The organism is Qipengyuania gaetbuli (assembly GCF_009827315.1).
GTDB lineage: Bacteria > Pseudomonadota > Alphaproteobacteria > Sphingomonadales > Sphingomonadaceae > Qipengyuania > Qipengyuania gaetbuli.
Genome location: NZ_WTYF01000004.1, coordinates 2,011,878 through 2,026,634 on the forward strand (window position 1 = coordinate 2,011,878; position 14,757 = coordinate 2,026,634).

14 protein-coding genes are annotated in these 14,757 nt (G+C 65.4%); 6 read left to right on the plus strand and 8 right to left on the minus strand.

Annotated features, from left to right (window positions below; translation table 11 throughout):
• Position 1 precedes the first annotated feature (1 nt).
• From prfA to metK, 5 genes are all read left to right on the plus strand, one after another.
• A complete protein-coding gene (prfA, locus tag GRI42_RS12440; RefSeq protein WP_160608789.1) occupies positions 2-1,069 on the plus strand; it encodes a peptide chain release factor 1 in 1,068 nt (355 codons plus the stop codon).
• Entirely contained in the window at positions 1,062-1,886 is an 825-nt protein-coding gene (prmC, locus tag GRI42_RS12445) for a peptide chain release factor N(5)-glutamine methyltransferase (RefSeq protein WP_160608790.1), read from the plus strand. Before prfA ends, prmC begins: the two co-directional genes overlap by 8 nt.
• A 236-nt stretch (positions 1,887-2,122) precedes the next feature.
• Positions 2,123-2,746 carry a DUF4167 domain-containing protein gene (locus GRI42_RS12450; RefSeq protein WP_160608791.1) on the plus strand — a complete coding sequence of 208 codons (624 nt, stop codon included), beginning with the start codon at positions 2,123-2,125 and terminating at the stop codon, positions 2,744-2,746.
• Positions 2,747-2,810: 64 nt separating this feature from the next.
• Positions 2,811-4,406 (plus strand): apolipoprotein N-acyltransferase, encoded by a 1,596-nt coding sequence (gene lnt / locus GRI42_RS12455; protein WP_160608792.1) that lies wholly within the window; start codon positions 2,811-2,813, stop codon positions 4,404-4,406.
• 32 nt (positions 4,407-4,438) lie between these two features.
• Positions 4,439-5,677, plus strand: coding sequence for a methionine adenosyltransferase (metK, locus tag GRI42_RS12460; protein ID WP_160608793.1), 1,239 nt, complete (start codon positions 4,439-4,441; stop codon positions 5,675-5,677).
• Position 5,678: 1 nt separating this feature from the next.
• On the opposite strand, the gene GRI42_RS12465 is transcribed toward metK, so the two are convergent.
• The 7 genes from GRI42_RS12465 to GRI42_RS12495 all read right to left on the minus strand — a co-directional run bounded on the left by GRI42_RS12465 (position 5,679) and on the right by GRI42_RS12495 (position 11,268).
• Positions 5,679-6,815 carry a CaiB/BaiF CoA transferase family protein gene (locus tag GRI42_RS12465; RefSeq protein ID WP_160608794.1) on the minus strand — a complete coding sequence of 379 codons (1,137 nt, stop codon included), beginning with the start codon at positions 6,813-6,815 and terminating at the stop codon, positions 5,679-5,681.
• A gap of 37 nt (positions 6,816-6,852) precedes the next feature.
• Positions 6,853-7,992 (minus strand): nitronate monooxygenase, encoded by a 1,140-nt coding sequence (locus tag GRI42_RS12470; protein WP_160608795.1) that lies wholly within the window; start codon positions 7,990-7,992, stop codon positions 6,853-6,855.
• A 71-nt stretch (positions 7,993-8,063) separates the two neighbouring features.
• Positions 8,064-8,720, minus strand: coding sequence for a CoA transferase subunit B (locus GRI42_RS12475; RefSeq protein ID WP_160608796.1), 657 nt, complete (start codon positions 8,718-8,720; stop codon positions 8,064-8,066).
• A gap of 1 nt (position 8,721) precedes the next feature.
• Positions 8,722-9,645, minus strand: coding sequence for an HAD family acid phosphatase (locus GRI42_RS12480; RefSeq protein ID WP_160608797.1), 924 nt, complete (start codon positions 9,643-9,645; stop codon positions 8,722-8,724).
• A complete protein-coding gene (locus tag GRI42_RS12485; protein WP_160608798.1) occupies positions 9,642-10,166 on the minus strand; it encodes a YybH family protein in 525 nt (174 codons plus the stop codon). The genes GRI42_RS12480 and GRI42_RS12485 overlap by 4 nt, the downstream gene beginning before the upstream one ends.
• Positions 10,163-10,870, minus strand: a complete 708-nt coding sequence (locus GRI42_RS12490) for a CoA transferase subunit A (protein ID WP_160608799.1) — start codon at positions 10,868-10,870, stop codon at positions 10,163-10,165. Before GRI42_RS12490 ends, GRI42_RS12485 begins: the two co-directional genes overlap by 4 nt.
• Positions 10,871-11,064: 194 nt before the next feature.
• Entirely contained in the window at positions 11,065-11,268 is a 204-nt protein-coding gene (locus GRI42_RS12495) for a hypothetical protein (RefSeq protein WP_160608800.1), read from the minus strand.
• 69 nt (positions 11,269-11,337) lie between these two features.
• Here GRI42_RS12495 and GRI42_RS12500 point away from each other — a divergent pair, with 69 nt between their 5' ends.
• Positions 11,338-13,647, plus strand: coding sequence for a CDC48 family AAA ATPase (locus GRI42_RS12500; protein WP_160608801.1), 2,310 nt, complete (start codon positions 11,338-11,340; stop codon positions 13,645-13,647).
• A gap of 19 nt (positions 13,648-13,666) precedes the next feature.
• On the opposite strand, the gene GRI42_RS12505 is transcribed toward GRI42_RS12500, so the two are convergent.
• Positions 13,667-14,746 carry a mechanosensitive ion channel family protein gene (locus GRI42_RS12505; RefSeq protein ID WP_160608802.1) on the minus strand — a complete coding sequence of 360 codons (1,080 nt, stop codon included), beginning with the start codon at positions 14,744-14,746 and terminating at the stop codon, positions 13,667-13,669.
• Positions 14,747-14,757: the final 11 nt, after the last annotated feature.

Below are 14,757 nucleotides of genomic sequence, written 5' to 3' on the forward strand. Positions count from 1 at the left end.
CATGCAGGTTCCCGCCGAACGCCTTGACCAGATTGCCAACCGCTTCGCCGAACTCGAAGCGCGTATGGCCTCGGGCCAGCTGGAAGGCGATGCCTTCGTCCAGGCGAGCCGCGACTACGCTGAGCTCGAACCCGTGGCGAAGATCGCTGCCGAGGTGAAAGCCGCACGCGAGGAGATCGAGAGCCTCGAGGAAATGCTCGCCGATCCCGAGATGAAGGCGATGGCCGAGGAAGAGCTTGCAGCCTTGCGCAAGCGCCTGCCGGAGGCGGAGCGCCAGCTCGCCATTGCCATGTTGCCGCGCGACAGTGCCGACAACAAGCCGGCCATGCTGGAAATCCGCGCAGGCACCGGCGGGGACGAGGCGGCGCTGTTCGCCGGCGATCTCTACCGCATGTACGAACGCTATGCCGCCGAGCAGGGCTGGAAGGTCGAGCCGGTCAGCATGAGCGCGTCCGAAGTCGGCGGTTTCAAGGAAATCGTCGCCAACGTCACCGGCACGGGCGTGTTCGCCAAGCTGAAGTTCGAAAGCGGCGTGCACCGCGTCCAGCGCGTGCCCGAGACGGAGAGCGGCGGGCGCATCCATACCTCCGCCGCGACGGTCGCCGTGCTGCCCGAGCCGGACGAGGTCGATGTCCAGATCGATCCGGGCGATCTCAAGATCGACGTCTACCGTGCCAGCGGCGCAGGCGGCCAGCACGTCAACACCACCGACAGTGCGGTGCGCATCACGCACCTCCCGACCAATACGGTCGTTACCTGCCAGGACGGGCGCAGCCAGCACAAGAACCGCGAGAAGGCGATGCAGGTTCTGCGCACCCGCCTCTACGATGCGCAGCGCGAGGCGACACAGGGCGCCGAGGCCGAGGCGCGCAAGGCTATGGTCGGCAGCGGGGACCGCTCCGAACGCATCCGCACCTATAATTACCCGCAAGGCCGCGTGACCGATCACCGCATCGGGCTGACCTTGCAGAAGCTGCCCCAGATCATCGCCGGACCGGGTCTTGGCGAACTGGTGGACGCGCTGATCGCCGAGGACGAGGCCAAGCGGCTCGCCGCGATGAATGACTGACACGGTCGCGGATGCAATCCGCACTGCTGCGGAAAGGCTGTCCGCGACCAGCGATACCGCGCGTCTCGATGCGGAATTGCTGATGGCGCACGCGCTGGGCATATCGCGCTCGCGGATGCTGATCACCATGATGCGCGAGGCACCTGCACCCACTTTTGCCGAACTCGTGGAACGCCGTGCCGCGCGCGAGCCGATCGCACACATCACTGGCGAGCAGGAATTCTTCGGCCTGCCGCTGCGCGTGACTTCGGACACGCTGGTGCCGCGCGGGGATAGCGAGGTGCTGGTCGAGGCGGCGCTGGAGTTGAAACCAGATGCCGCGCGCGTGCTCGACCTGGGCACGGGGACGGGCGCGCTGCTGCTCGCCATCCTGTCCCACTGCAAGGCGGAAGGGGTCGCGACCGACCGTTCTTCCGGCGCCCTTGCCGTGGCGCGCGACAATGCGGAGCGGCTGGGACTTGGCGCGCGCACCCGCTTCGTGGAGCGCGACTGGACGCAAGAGGGCTGGATCGACGGGCTCGGCCAGTTCGACCTCGTCGTGTCGAACCCGCCCTATGTGGAGAACGATGCCGCGCTCGAACCCGATGTGCGCGATTACGAGCCGGCCTCCGCTCTTTTCGCCGGGCCGGAAGGGCTTGACGACTATCGCGTAATCATCCCGGAGCTTGGCAAGCTCTTAATTCCGGGCGGTGTCACCGTCCTCGAAATCGGCGCGACTCAAGCGGATAGCGTGTCTGTCATCGCCCGCGACTCGGGCTTCGATGTGACCTTGCGCCACGACCTTGCCGGACGGCCCCGGGCACTGATTCTCAGATAAGGCTTGGCAAAGGCGATTCGACGCTTTACCTCTGGCCACAGGCCAGTGGTGTGCGAAGGACTTCGTCCCACCGGTTCCAGCTCCGACATTGCAGTTTTGGTGCGAGGCGAAAGCCCCGCATACCATGCACGAACAGGGGCACGCAGGTCGCCATAGGTCGCGTCCTGCGCAAGGGGATACGCGGCTGTATGCGGATCACAGGATCCGCGCCGCGCCAGTGATGAGGACGAATATCCTTGAACAACAATCGCAATAACCGTCGTCGCGGTCGCGGCAACAACCGGAACCAGGGCGGGGCAAACTCGGCCAACCGGATCGACAGCCGCGCCAGGGGCAATGCGCCCCAGCTGCTCGACAAGTACAAGAAGCTTGCCCAGGACGCCCAGCACAATGGCGACCGCGTGCAGGCCGAATACTACCTGCAGTTCGCCGACCACTACTTCCGCGTGATCGCCGACAACAAGGCGCGCCAGGAAGAGTCCAAGGGCAAGCGCGACGACCGCTCCTCCGACGACGAGGATGATGGCGAAGACGAGGGCGACGACCGCCGCGGCAACCGCCGCCAGCGTTCGCGCCGCGACGACGACCAGCAGGGCGGCCGCGGGCGCAAGCAGCGCGACGGCAATGACGACGGCCGCGATGACCGGGACAATGACGTCGAAGGCGAAGATAAGCCCAAGAAGCGCCGCGGCCCCAAGAAGGCGCCGCGCGCCGTCGAGGGTGAACCGGGCGTCGAGGGTGAAATCGACGTGGCGGTCCTGCCGCCGGCCTTCGGCTCCAACGATGACGACAGCGACGAGAGCCCGGCTCCGCGCCGCCGTCGCCGCAAGAGCGAAGACGCCGAAAGCGCCGTCGGCTGATCGCTCCGCGACCGGCTGACGCTTTCGCTTGCCATCGCCGCGCTTGTTCGTAACAGGCGCGGCGATGGACAGTCTTACCGGCTTGCTCACCCGCTACCCGTTCCGCAGCGCCTTCGTGCTCGGGCTGGTTGCCGCGCTCGGCTATCCGCCGCTGCATCTCTGGCCGCTGGCACTGGCCGGCATGGCGCTTTTCGTGAAGCTGCTGATCGAGCGGGACACGGCGCGCGGGGCGTTCCTCGCGGGCTGGCTGTTCGGCCTTTCGCATTTCACGCTGACCAACAACTGGATCGCGACTGCCTTCACCTTCCAGGCGGAAATGCCGGCCTGGCTTGGGTGGCTCGCCGTGCCGCTCCTGTGTCTCTATCTCGCTGTCTGGCCGGGCCTTGCCTCGCTCGGGGCATGGTTGCTCGCGCGGCGCGGGGGCATGGTCGCCTTTGCGCTCGCTTTCGGCGCGTTCTGGATCTCGGGCGAATGGTTCAAGAGCTGGATGTTCACCGGCTACGCCTGGGGACCCTTCTCGCTCGCCCTGCTTGGTGGTTGGAGCACGCCAGGCGCGGCGATCGTGCTGCCTTTCACGGGGACCTACGCCCTTTCGGGCATTGCCGTGGCGCTGAGCGGATTGCTGACATGGATGGTCACTGGCCGGCGGTGGGCCGTGCTTGGCGGTACACTCACCGTCCTCACCTTCGCCATGTTCCTGCCAGCCGGCCAAGGGCGTGAAGGCACGCTGTCGCTCACGCTCGTCCAGCCCGACCTGAAGCAGGAGGATATCGACGATCCGTCGAAGTTCGAGGCCCAGTTCCTCACGATCGCCAGCCTCAGCGTGCCGCAGCGCGATGTCGAGAGGCGGCTCGTCCTGTGGCCCGAGAGCGGTGTGCCGGACTACCTGCGCGAAGGCTATCCGCAGCGCTACTATGACCGCATGACCGCCGCCGGCGACCCGGTCTTCGCGCGATTCCGCATTGGGCAGGCGATCGGCGAGGGCTCGCTGTTGCTGACCGGCGCCACCGATCTCGAGATCGGCGAGGTCGATGGCTACCGGCGTGCAACCGGTGCCTACAACACCATCACGCCCATCGAGGCGGACGGCACGCTGGGCCCGCGCTACGCCAAGGCGCACCTCGTGCCCTACGGCGAATATCTCCCCATGCGTGACATTCTCGAGCCGCTCGGCCTTTCGCGGCTGGTGGCCGGCACGATCGACTTCATTCCGGGACCAGGGCCGCAGACCATCGACCTTGGCCCCTATGGCAAGGCGGGCATGCAGATCTGCTACGAGATCGTCTTCAGCGGCGAAGTGGCGGATCGGGGCGAGCGTCCCGATTACATCTTCAACCCTTCCAACGACGGCTGGTTCGGCAGCTGGGGGCCGCCCCAGCATCTTGCGCAGGCGCGGATGCGCGCAATCGAGGAGGGGCTGCCGGTGCTCCGCTCGACCACGACCGGCATCAGCGCGGTGATCGATGCGCGCGGCGTGGTGCGCGATCACATTGAACGCGCAGAAGCCGACCGTATCGATGGCTATGTCCCTCCCGCAGCTGCGCCGACGCCTTTCTCCCGGTTAGGTCACTTGCTCACGCTGATCTGGGCGATTGCTCTGCTCGGCGGATCGCTTGTTGCCATGCGCGCCAAGGGTCGTTACCTGTCGCAAGACACATAAAGATTTCTTTATATCCAGAATCCGGGGTCTCAATGCGCGCCAATTACCTGTTTACCTCCGAAAGCGTTTCGGAAGGCCACCCGGACAAGGTTTCCGACCAGATCAGCGATGCCATCGTCGACCTGATGCTGGCGAAGGACCCGGAATCGCGCGTTGCCTGCGAGACCATGACCACGACGCAGCGCGTCATTCTGTCCGGCGAGATCCGCTGCGCGCCGATGTACGACAAGCACAATCCCGCCTGGGCCGACAATGGTGGCTGGGCTCCTGGCGCGAAGGACGAAATCGAACAGGCGGTTCGCCGGACCGTGCGCGAAATCGGCTACGAGCAGGAAGGATTCCACTGGCAGACGCTCCAGTTCGAGAACCATCTGCACGGCCAGTCGGACCACATCGCGCAGGGCGTCGATGCGAGCGGCAACAAGGACGAGGGCGCGGGCGACCAGGGCATCATGTTCGGCTTCGCCTGCGACGAGACCCCCGATTTCATGCCCGCCACGCTGGACTACAGCCACAAGATCCTCGAACGGCTGGCCGCCGACCGCAAGAGCGGCGCAGCACCCTTCCTCGAACCCGATGCGAAGAGCCAGGTCACTCTGCGCTATGAAAACGGCAAGCCGGTTGAATGCACCGCGGTCGTCGTCTCGACCCAGCATGGAAAGGGCTACCACGAGGGCGAAAAGGAAGCCGAGCTCAAGGCATATGTGAAGCAGGTCGTCGCCGACGTGCTGCCCGCCGGCTGGCTGACCGATGCGACCGAATGGCATATCAACCCCACCGGTGCGTTCGAGATCGGTGGACCCGACGGCGATGCCGGTCTTACGGGCCGCAAGATCATCGTCGATACCTATGGCGGCGCGGCTCCGCACGGCGGCGGCGCCTTCAGCGGCAAGGACCCGACCAAGGTCGACCGTTCGGCTGCCTACGTCACCCGCTACCTCGCCAAGAACATCGTGGCGGCAGGACTGGCGAAGCGCTGCACGATCCAGCTGTCCTATGCGATCGGCGTGTCGAAGCCGCTGTCGCTCTATGTCGACACGCACGGTACCAGTGCCGCAGGCGTCACCGACGAGAAGCTCGAAACCGCCATCTCGAACATCGAGAAGCTGGGCGGCCTGACGCCGCGCGGTATCCGCACGCACCTCGGGCTCAACAAGCCGATCTACCGCCAGACCGCTGCCTATGGCCATTTCGGCCGGCAGGCGGACGGCGATGCCTTCCCGTGGGAACGCACAGATCTGGTGGACGAGTTGAAGGCCGCGCTGGCCTGAGCTAGCCGTCGCCACCCTTGCGCGGGCTCGGCCGGTCGAGCGCGAGTTCGGCGTCCGAGAAGGTGAAGGGGCTGCGCACGCCCGGCACTCCGTCTAGATCGACGCGCATCCCGCGTGCCTGCACCTGCCGGTCGGCGAAGACCTGATCGACCGGATTGATCGGCCCTGCAGGAATCCCGGCTTCGCCGCATCTGGCGAGGAGGTCTTCCTTCTGCCACTTGGCCGTTTCGCCAGCGATCAGCGCGTCCAGTTCGCCGCGGTTGGCAAGGCGCGCCTCGTTCGAGGAAAAGCGTTCATCGCTCAGTAGGTCGTCCCGGCCCAGCAGCTTCAGCAGGCGGCGGAACAGTCCGTCATTCGCTGGCGCCAGCACCACCTCGCCATCGGCCACCGGGAAGACGCCGTAGGCGCTGACCTGAGCGTGTTCGTTCCCCATGCGCGGGGGATTGGAACCGGTGGTGAGGTAATGAAGCGCCTGGCTGGCGAGCAGGCCGACCGAGCAATCGAGCAGCGCCATGTCGACGAGTTGCCCGCGTCCCGTGCGCTCGCGCATGGCGAGGGCCGCCTGGATCCCGATGACCGAATAGAGGCCGCAGGTGAGGTCCGATATGGACACACCCATTTTCATCGGCTGGCCCTGCGGTTCCCCGGTCAAAGCCATGAAGCCGCTCATGCCCTGGATGACGAAATCATACCCCGCCTCGTGCGCGCGGGGGCCGGTCTGACCGAAGCCGGTGATCGAGCAGCAGACGAGGCCCGCGTTTGTCTTGGCCAGTGTTTCGTAGTCGAGCCCGAATTTCGCCAGCGTCCCGGTCTTGAAATTCTCGAGCACCACGTCCGCATTCGCGGCCAGTTCGCGCACCCGGGCAAGGTCGCCGGGGTCCTTGAAATCGGCGACGATGCTGCGCTTGCCGCGATTGGTCGCGTGGTAATAGGCGGCCGAACGCTCGCCCTTGTGTTCGACCCACGGCGGTCCCCACAGACGGGTCCCGTCGCCTTCCGGGCTTTCCACCTTGATGACATCCGCGCCGAGATCGGCGAGGATCTGTCCCGCCCATGGCCCGGCGAGCACGCGGGCGAGTTCAAGCACTTTCAGGCCGGCAAGCGGGGCCTTGGGATTGCGCGGTGTATCGAGCCACATGCGATGCGCAGTGCTTGGCGCGCGCGCGGCGGTCAAGTCACTCCATGCCGACCGATGCGGCAAGGCTGCCTACGGCTTCGAGGAATTCCTCGCGGAAGTCCTGCACGACCTGGCGGCTGGAACGGACCTGTTCGACCAGCCCGACGCCCTGGCCGACGAAATAGCTCACCAATTCATGCGCCTGCCGGTTGCCCGCCGCCGCTTCCCGCTCGATGCGGGCGAAGGCGGGCTCCGAAACCATTCCCATCAGCGGCATCGGCAGGGTCCCGGGGCCGTCTGCCGAATCCCACGCATCATGCCATGCGGTCTTCAACTGGCGTGCGGGCTTGCCGGTGCGGCTTTTGGAACGGACGGTATCGCGGCTGCGCGCGGCGATCATCCGCGCGCGGAAGGCCTCGGAAGTTTCCGCCTCGGGCGTGGCAAGCCAGATCGAGCCGGTCCATGCGCCTTGCGCCCCGGCTGCCATCATTCCGGCCATCTGCCCGCCGGTCATGATGCCGCCTGCTGCCAGCACGGGGATGTCGTGCCCGGCCCGCCTGAGCTCGCGCACGACCTCGGGGATCAGGACGAGGGTGGAAACCTCGCCGCAATGACCGCCGGCTTCCGTGCCCTGCGCGACGATGATGTCGACGCCGGCCTCGGCTTGGCGGATCGCATGTTCCTTCGCCCCGACGAGAGCCGCCACAGGCACGCCGCGCTTCTTGCCTTCCTCGATCATCGCGGGCGGCGCGATGCCGAGCGCATTCGCGATCAGCCTGATGGGATGGCGGAAGGCGACCTCCATCAAGGCGAGCCCGTTTTCAGGGGTAATTCCCATGCGTTCGCGCAGGATCGGCATCTCGTCCTCGGGCGCGATGCCGTAATGACCGAGCACCTCGTTCACGAAGCCCTGGTAAGCAGGGTCGATTGCTGCCGCGCGGGACTGGTTGTCACCAAGGTCGCGTACGCGCGGATCGACGATCTCCGGCACGAGGACGTCGACGCCGTAGGGCGCGCCGTCGACATGGGCATCGATCCAGGCGAGCTCTTCTTCGAGCTGGTCGGGACTGAACCGCGTGGCGCCCAGCACGCCGAACCCGCCGGCCTTGCTCACTGCAGCGACAACATCGCGGCAATGGCTGAAAGCGAACAGCGGGAACTCAGCCCCGGTCAGTTCGCAGACGCGGTTCATCGGCATCGCATTCTCCCCTCGATTACTCCCTCACAGCATCGTGCGGGGCGAATCGGAGGCTGGCAATACCCGTTGCGTTAGGAAACGTAATTTGCCGTGGTTTTGGCGGCGATCTCGTCGGCCGTGATGCCCGGTGCCATCTCGATGAGACGGAACGGGCTGTCGTGGTCGGGCCGCTGGAACACGGCCAGATCGGTGATGATCATGTCGACCACGTTGCGGCCCGTCAGCGGCAGCGTGCATTCGGGAATGAACTTGGGGCTGCCGTCTTTTGCGGTGTGTTCCATCACGACGATGATCTTCTTCACGCCGGCGACGAGGTCCATCGCGCCGCCCATGCCCTTGATCATTTTGCCCGGGATCATCCAGTTGGCGATGTCGCCATTTGCGGCCACTTCCATCGCGCCCAGCACGGTCAGGTCGATGTGCCCGCCACGGATCATGGCGAAGCTGGCGGCGCTGTCGAAATAGGCCGAATGCGCCAGTTCGCTGATGGTCTGCTTGCCGGCATTGATGAGGTCGGCGTCTTCCTCCCCTTCATAGGGAAAGGGGCCGATGCCCAGCATGCCGTTCTCGCTCTGCAGCGTGACGTGCATGCCTTCGGGGATGTGGTTTGCCACCAGCGTCGGGATGCCGATGCCGAGGTTCACGTAATAGCCGTCCTTCAGCTCGCGCGCCGCGCGGGCGGCCATCTGGTTGCGGTCCCAGCCGGTCTTTTCTGCCGTGTCGCTCATCTCAATTGCCTTCGCTCATGATTGCAGGCGCGTTGGATCGCGCGGTATCGGGGTTCCAGCGCTGGTCTTCGGCAAAGACCTCGCCGATCGTGCCCTTGATGGAATCGCCGTAGACGGGGTTGGGCAGGGCGAACCACCCGTTGCCCCACAGCTGCGCATAGTCGCCGCGTGCGGCCAGCTGGCGGCGCGCGGCAGGCACACGGCCTTCCTCGTTGAAGACGTCGGCGAAGTCGCCGAGGTTGTCGCCTGCCAGCGCGATGACGCAGTACTTGGCTGCGATCATCTTGCGGCGACCGTCCTTCCCACCACCACCGCCATCGTCGCCGCGCAGGTACAGCGTGTCGAGGTGGACCGCCTTGCCGAGCCCCGCGACCTCGATCGCACGCGCCGCGCCTTCGGGGCTGTGCTGGCGGTTGGTGTTGAAGACCGGCGTGATGCCCGCCTCGCGCAGGCGGCGCATACCGGTGACGGCACCGGGCACGGGGCGCGCGAGCGATGCGGCGCTTTCTTCCCACTTGCGCCAGCTTTCGCTGGTGTAGCGATTGCCCTGTGCCAGCCAGTATTCGTAGCCCTGGTTGAGCAGCACGGTCTCGTCCACGTCGAAGACCACCGCGAGCGGCTTGACCCGGTCCCCGTCCATGCACGACGGTGCGGAGACGCCGCCGTCGATACCCATCGGCACGGCTTGCGGAATGCGGCGTTCGCGGGCGCGGGCGGTCGCGTAGTCTGCCAGCATCCGCCAGCTCTGGATGGAAACGGCCGCAGCTTCGCCCGATCCGTAGAGCCAGCGCATCGTGTCGGGCGCATCACTTTCGAGAGTGACGGCGGGCTTACTGGTGACAGGAGCTTCGGGCGCGGCGCCGGTCGTGGCGCAGGCCCCCAGCAGCATCGTCGAGGCGGCGATTGCGAGGCGGAGCTTCATCATTTGCCTTCCATGTCTGCGGGAAGCGGGTTGCCGGGCGTTTCCGCCTGCCAGTAGATTGACTGCACCAGCCAGCGCCCGTCGTCCTGGCGCATCAGCTGGAACGAGTTGATGCCTCGCACCGAACCGGCGCTGCCATCCTCGTTGGTCCAGGTCCCGGCATAGGAGGACCAGGCGTGGGCGATGTCACCATAGACCTCGATCCGGTTGACCAGCGCGCTTTCGGTGAAACCGCGATCGATTAGGAACGGGCCGCTGCGTTCGATATAGTCCTCGACCGATCCGCTCCAGAAGCCGTCGACCCGCAAGGCGGTCATCTTCGCGTCGGGCAGGAACAAGGCGCGCATCGCATCCCAGTCGCGCGGCTGGCCCACGGGGCCGGAAATGACGGCGTAAACCGCGTCCACCGCCGCGTTGATGGCAGCCTTGTCTTCTATGTTCTCGCTCATCGTGCTCTCCCCGTGATGCCCGGCGGATGCTGCCGCCGGAACCGCCAGCAGCAGGGCTGCGGCAAGCGCCCTCATGCGGTTTCCCGCGGGCGCGTGGTCACGAATTCGATCTTCTTGTCATAGGGCGCACCGACGATCATGCGCTGGACGTAGACGCCCGGCAGGTGGATGCAGTCGGGATCGAGGCTGCCGGCCGGCACCACTTCTTCCACCTCGACGACGCAGACCTTGCCGCAGGTCGCTGCCGGCAGGTTGAAGTTGCGCGCGGTCTTGCGGAAGACGAGGTTGCCGGTCTCGTCGGCCTTCCAAGCCTTCACGATGGCGAGGTCGGCGAAGATGCCGCGCTCAAGGATGTATTCCTCGCCGTCGAAAACCTTGGTTTCCTTGCCTTCGGCGACCTGCGTGCCGACGCCGGTCTTGGTGTAGAAACCAGGGATGCCCGCGCCGCCGGCGCGCATGCGTTCGGCGAGCGTGCCCTGGGGACAGAACTCGACTTCCAGTTCGCCGGAGAGGAACTGGCGCTCGAACTCCTTGTTCTCGCCGACATAGGAAGAGATCATTTTCTTCACCTGCTGCGTGCGCAGCAGCATCCCGATGCCCTCGTTGTCGATGCCGGCGTTGTTGCTGGCGAAGGTCAGGCCCTTCACCCCGCTTTCGCGGATCGCTTCCAGCAGGCGTTCGGGAATGCCGCACAGGCCGAAGCCCCCGCTGGCGATGAGCATGTCGTCTTTCAGGATGCCCTCGAGGGCGCTGGCGGCGTCGGGATAAAGCTTGTTCATCAATCCTCCGTTACGGCATGGCTGCTAGCCTTGGACCGGTCGCCTGTCACCCCTGAAGAATGGCGCGGGCGTGTAAGAGAAGCATCGCATTTGCCATTGCAGCATAATGTGCCATTCTTTTTAGAACTTAGGGGGTATGGATAGGCATTTGCGCTGCAGATGCGAAAAGGCCCCTGAAGTCAGCCTTCGTTAATTCAATTATTTGGCTCCATATGTTGCGCCTCGTGCAACAAACCATGTGCTTTTCGCACTTGCACAAAATGTGTCCGATAAGCATATGTGGGCCTGCCTTTCAGGCATCCTCTCCCAAGACTTTCCAAGCCCGGCTGGATTTCCAGCCGGGCTTTTTTCTTGCCTGCACGGGGCTTTTCTCCGGACCCCTTGAGCCTCTCGCTCATTGCAACCTTGCACGGTGACCCCATCTGGGGGGCAACCGGAAACGAGTTGACGGAAGGGAGACTACCCAGATGGCCGATGCCGACGCTGCGACTGCCGTGGAAGACAAGACGGTGCGGCTCCAGGTCGCCGCTGCCCGCCAGGAGGAAAGCGGCCAGGGGATAGCCCGCATGCCGCGTTCGGCGTTCCAGGCGCTGGGCATCACCGAAGGCGATACCGTCCAGATCACCGGCAAGCGCGACACAGTAGCGATTGCCATGGCCGCTTACGACGAGGACCAGACGCTCGACGTCATCCGCCTCGACGGCCTCCAGCGCGGCAATGCCGAGGTCGGCTCGGGCGAGCACGTGAAGGTCGTGGCTGCCGAATCACGGCCCGCCACCCGCGTGGTCTTCGCACCCGCTACCCGCGAAATGCGTCTGCAAGGTCCGGCGCAGGCGCTCAAGCGCAACTTCTTCCGTAAGCCGATCATGGCCGGCGACCTCGTCGCCACCACCGGCCAGCAGCCGGTACAGAACCTTCCGCCCAACGTGCGCGGGATGTTCAATGCACCGGCCTATGCGCTGACCCAAATCCGTCTCTCGGTCGTGTCGACCAGCCCCAAGGGTATTGTCCACATCGACGAGAATACCGAGGTCGAGCTGCGCGCCGAGTTCGAGGAGCCGCGCGATGCCCGCGCCGTCGTCAATTACGACGACGTTGGCGGCATGGGCGACACCATCCAGGCGCTGCGCGAGATGGTCGAACTTCCGCTGCGCTATCCCGAGCTGTTCACCCGCCTCGGCGTCGATCCGCCCAAGGGCGTGCTGCTCCACGGCCCACCCGGGACCGGCAAGACGCGCCTCGCGCAGGCGGTAGCCAATGAGAGCGACGCCAATTTCTTCGCCATCAACGGCCCGGAAATCATGGGCTCGGGCTATGGCGAGAGCGAGAAGGCCCTGCGCCAGGTGTTCGATGAGGCGAGCAAGTCCTCGCCTGCCATCGTCTTCATCGACGAGATCGATTCCATTGCGCCCAAGCGCGACCGCGTGCCGGGCGAGGCGGAAAAGCGCCTCGTAGCCCAGCTGCTCACGCTGATGGACGGGCTGGAAGCGCGCTCGAACCTCGTGGTGATCGCGGCGACCAATCGCCCCGACGCCATCGACGAGGCCTTGCGCCGTCCGGGCCGTTTCGACCGCGAAATCGTCATCGGCGTGCCCGACGAAAAGGGCCGGCGCGAGATTCTGGGCATCCACACCCGCGGCATGCCGCTGGGCGACAAGGTGGATCTCAACGAGCTCGCCAAGGCAACCTACGGCTTCGTCGGTGCGGATATCGCTGCCCTGTCGCGCGAGGCCGCGATCGACGCGGTGCGCCGGATCATGCCCAAGCTCGATCTCGACGAGCGCACGGTCCCGCCCGAAGTGCTCGACGAGCTCTTCGTCAGTCGCGAGGACTTTCTTTCCGCGCTCAAGCGCATCCAGCCTTCCGCCATGCGCGAAGTAATGGTCCAGGTGCCCAATGTCGGCTGGTCCGACATCGGCGGCGTGGGCGATGCGATCGAAAAGCTGAAAGAAGGCATCGAACTACCGCTCAAGAACCCCGACGCATTCCACCGGCTGGGTATCCGTCCGGCCAAGGGCTTCCTGCTCTATGGCCCGCCCGGTACCGGCAAGACGCTGCTGGCCAAGGCCGTCGCAAAGGAGGCGGAGGCGAATTTCATCTCGATGAAGAGTTCGGACCTCCTGTCGAAATGGTACGGCGAGAGCGAGCAACAGATCGCCCGCATGTTCAAGCGCGCCCGCGCGGTCGCGCCCTGCGTCGTCTTCATCGACGAGATCGACAGCCTCGTCCCGGCGCGCGGCAGCGGTCAGGGCGAACCGCAGGTCACCGGCCGCGTCGTCAACACGATCCTTGCCGAGATGGACGGGCTGGAGGAACTCCAGTCGGTCGTCGTCATCGGCGCGACCAATCGGCCCACGCTGGTCGATCCAGCGCTGCTGCGACCCGGCCGTTTCGACGAATTGGTCTATGTCGGTACGCCCGACAGGGCCGGACGCGAGCAGATCCTCGGCATCCACACCGAAAACATGCCGCTGGCCGCCGATGTTTCGCTGGCCGACGTGGCGGGCAAGACCGAACGCTTCACCGGCGCCGACCTCGAAGACGTGGTGCGCCGGGCAGGCCTCAACGCATTGCAGCGGGCAGGCGGGGATGTGCAGGAAGTGGCGGCAGTCGACTTCGAGGAAGCCTTGAAGGACAGCCGCGCGACCGTGACCTCGCAGATGGAAGCCGAATACCAGAAGATGCGCGGCGAACTGAAGAAGCGCGCGGCCGAAATCCAGCCAATCGGCTTCATTCACGAAGGCATGGTCGAAAGCACGCGCGACCAGAAACACTGAGCCGCAGCGGGCGGAAGGGTCAGACCTCTTTCGCCCGCGCGTTGGCCGCTTCGACTTCGAGGCGGTGGCGGATAAGCGCATCCGGCTGGTTTTCGCGCAGCCACTTCACCATGTGTTCGCGCACCGCGCAGCGCAGGTTGAAGAGATCGCCGATAGTCTCTGCGCTCATCGACAGGCGCAGCTCGATGCTTTCCGGATAGGCTTCGGTCATGACTAGCGCGAGATTGCGGCCGTCCCACAGGGGGTGCGCTTTTACGAAGGCTTCGAACTCCTCGCGGATCGGCTCGACCTCGCTTGCCGGGTCGAGATGGAGCATGACCGGGCCGGTCAGCTTCTCGCTTACCCGTGACCAGTTCTCGAACGTGTTGTCGAGGAAGCGTGCGGTCGGCACCACCAGCACGCGTTCGTCCCAGGTCCGCACTGTCACGAAGCTCATGCGGATCTCTTCCACGCGCCCGGCCTGGCCGTCCACCTTGACGAGGTCCCCGATGCGGAGCGGCTGGGTCAGCGCCATCTGGAGGCCTGCGATCAGAGACTTCAGCGCCGGTTGGGCGGCAGCACCGATGGCCAGTGCGGCAAGACCGGCCGATGCAAGCATGGTGGTGCCGACCTTGGCGACACCCGGAATGCTCAGCATGATCAGCGAGACGGTGATGATGACGATGGCGAAGGTCGCGGTGCGCGACAGGATCGCGATGCGCGTGCGCAGCGAACGGGTCGCCACCTCGTCGCCTGCCAGTTCTACCTGGCGTTCGTATCCGGCTGCGAAACCCTTGACCACGGCATAGGCGACCCAGCCCAGAACGAAGGGCTGGAGGAATTTTGCCAGAACGTCCCAGCCGTCACCGACGAGGTGGTCGTTTTCAGCTGCAATCGAGATGGCAAACCCGATCATGGCCCAGCGCAGCGGCTTGCGCACGCGCTGGACGATCACGTCGTCGATCTGGCTTTCCGAGGCGCTGGTGAACCGCCGCAGCAGGGCGAAGGCGACGTAATGGACGATCAGCGCGAGGACGATCGAGCTGCCCAGCGCGACTGCGGTTTCAATCAGGCCTTCGTAGGAAATCGGCCAGTTGCGGGGATCGTAGCGTTCTAGCATCGGCAGCGGCG

Coding starts and splice junctions, on each gene's coding strand:
- prfA (WP_160608789.1), top strand. CDS start 2: ATGCAGGTTCCCGCCGAACGCCTTGACCAGATTGCCAACCGCTTCGCC.
- prmC (WP_160608790.1), top strand. CDS start 1,062: ATGACTGACACGGTCGCGGATGCAATCCGCACTGCTGCGGAAAGGCTG.
- lnt (WP_160608792.1), top strand. CDS start 2,811: ATGGACAGTCTTACCGGCTTGCTCACCCGCTACCCGTTCCGCAGCGCC.
- metK (WP_160608793.1), top strand. CDS start 4,439: ATGCGCGCCAATTACCTGTTTACCTCCGAAAGCGTTTCGGAAGGCCAC.
- GRI42_RS12465 (WP_160608794.1), bottom strand. CDS start 6,815: ATGTGGCTCGATACACCGCGCAATCCCAAGGCCCCGCTTGCCGGCCTG.
- GRI42_RS12470 (WP_160608795.1), bottom strand. CDS start 7,992: ATGCCGATGAACCGCGTCTGCGAACTGACCGGGGCTGAGTTCCCGCTG.
- GRI42_RS12475 (WP_160608796.1), bottom strand. CDS start 8,720: ATGAGCGACACGGCAGAAAAGACCGGCTGGGACCGCAACCAGATGGCC.
- GRI42_RS12480 (WP_160608797.1), bottom strand. CDS start 9,645: ATGATGAAGCTCCGCCTCGCAATCGCCGCCTCGACGATGCTGCTGGGG.
- GRI42_RS12485 (WP_160608798.1), bottom strand. CDS start 10,166: ATGAGGGCGCTTGCCGCAGCCCTGCTGCTGGCGGTTCCGGCGGCAGCA.
- GRI42_RS12490 (WP_160608799.1), bottom strand. CDS start 10,870: ATGAACAAGCTTTATCCCGACGCCGCCAGCGCCCTCGAGGGCATCCTG.
- GRI42_RS12495 (WP_160608800.1), bottom strand. CDS start 11,268: ATGAGCGAGAGGCTCAAGGGGTCCGGAGAAAAGCCCCGTGCAGGCAAG.
- GRI42_RS12500 (WP_160608801.1), top strand. CDS start 11,338: ATGGCCGATGCCGACGCTGCGACTGCCGTGGAAGACAAGACGGTGCGG.
- GRI42_RS12505 (WP_160608802.1), bottom strand. CDS start 14,746: ATGCTAGAACGCTACGATCCCCGCAACTGGCCGATTTCCTACGAAGGC.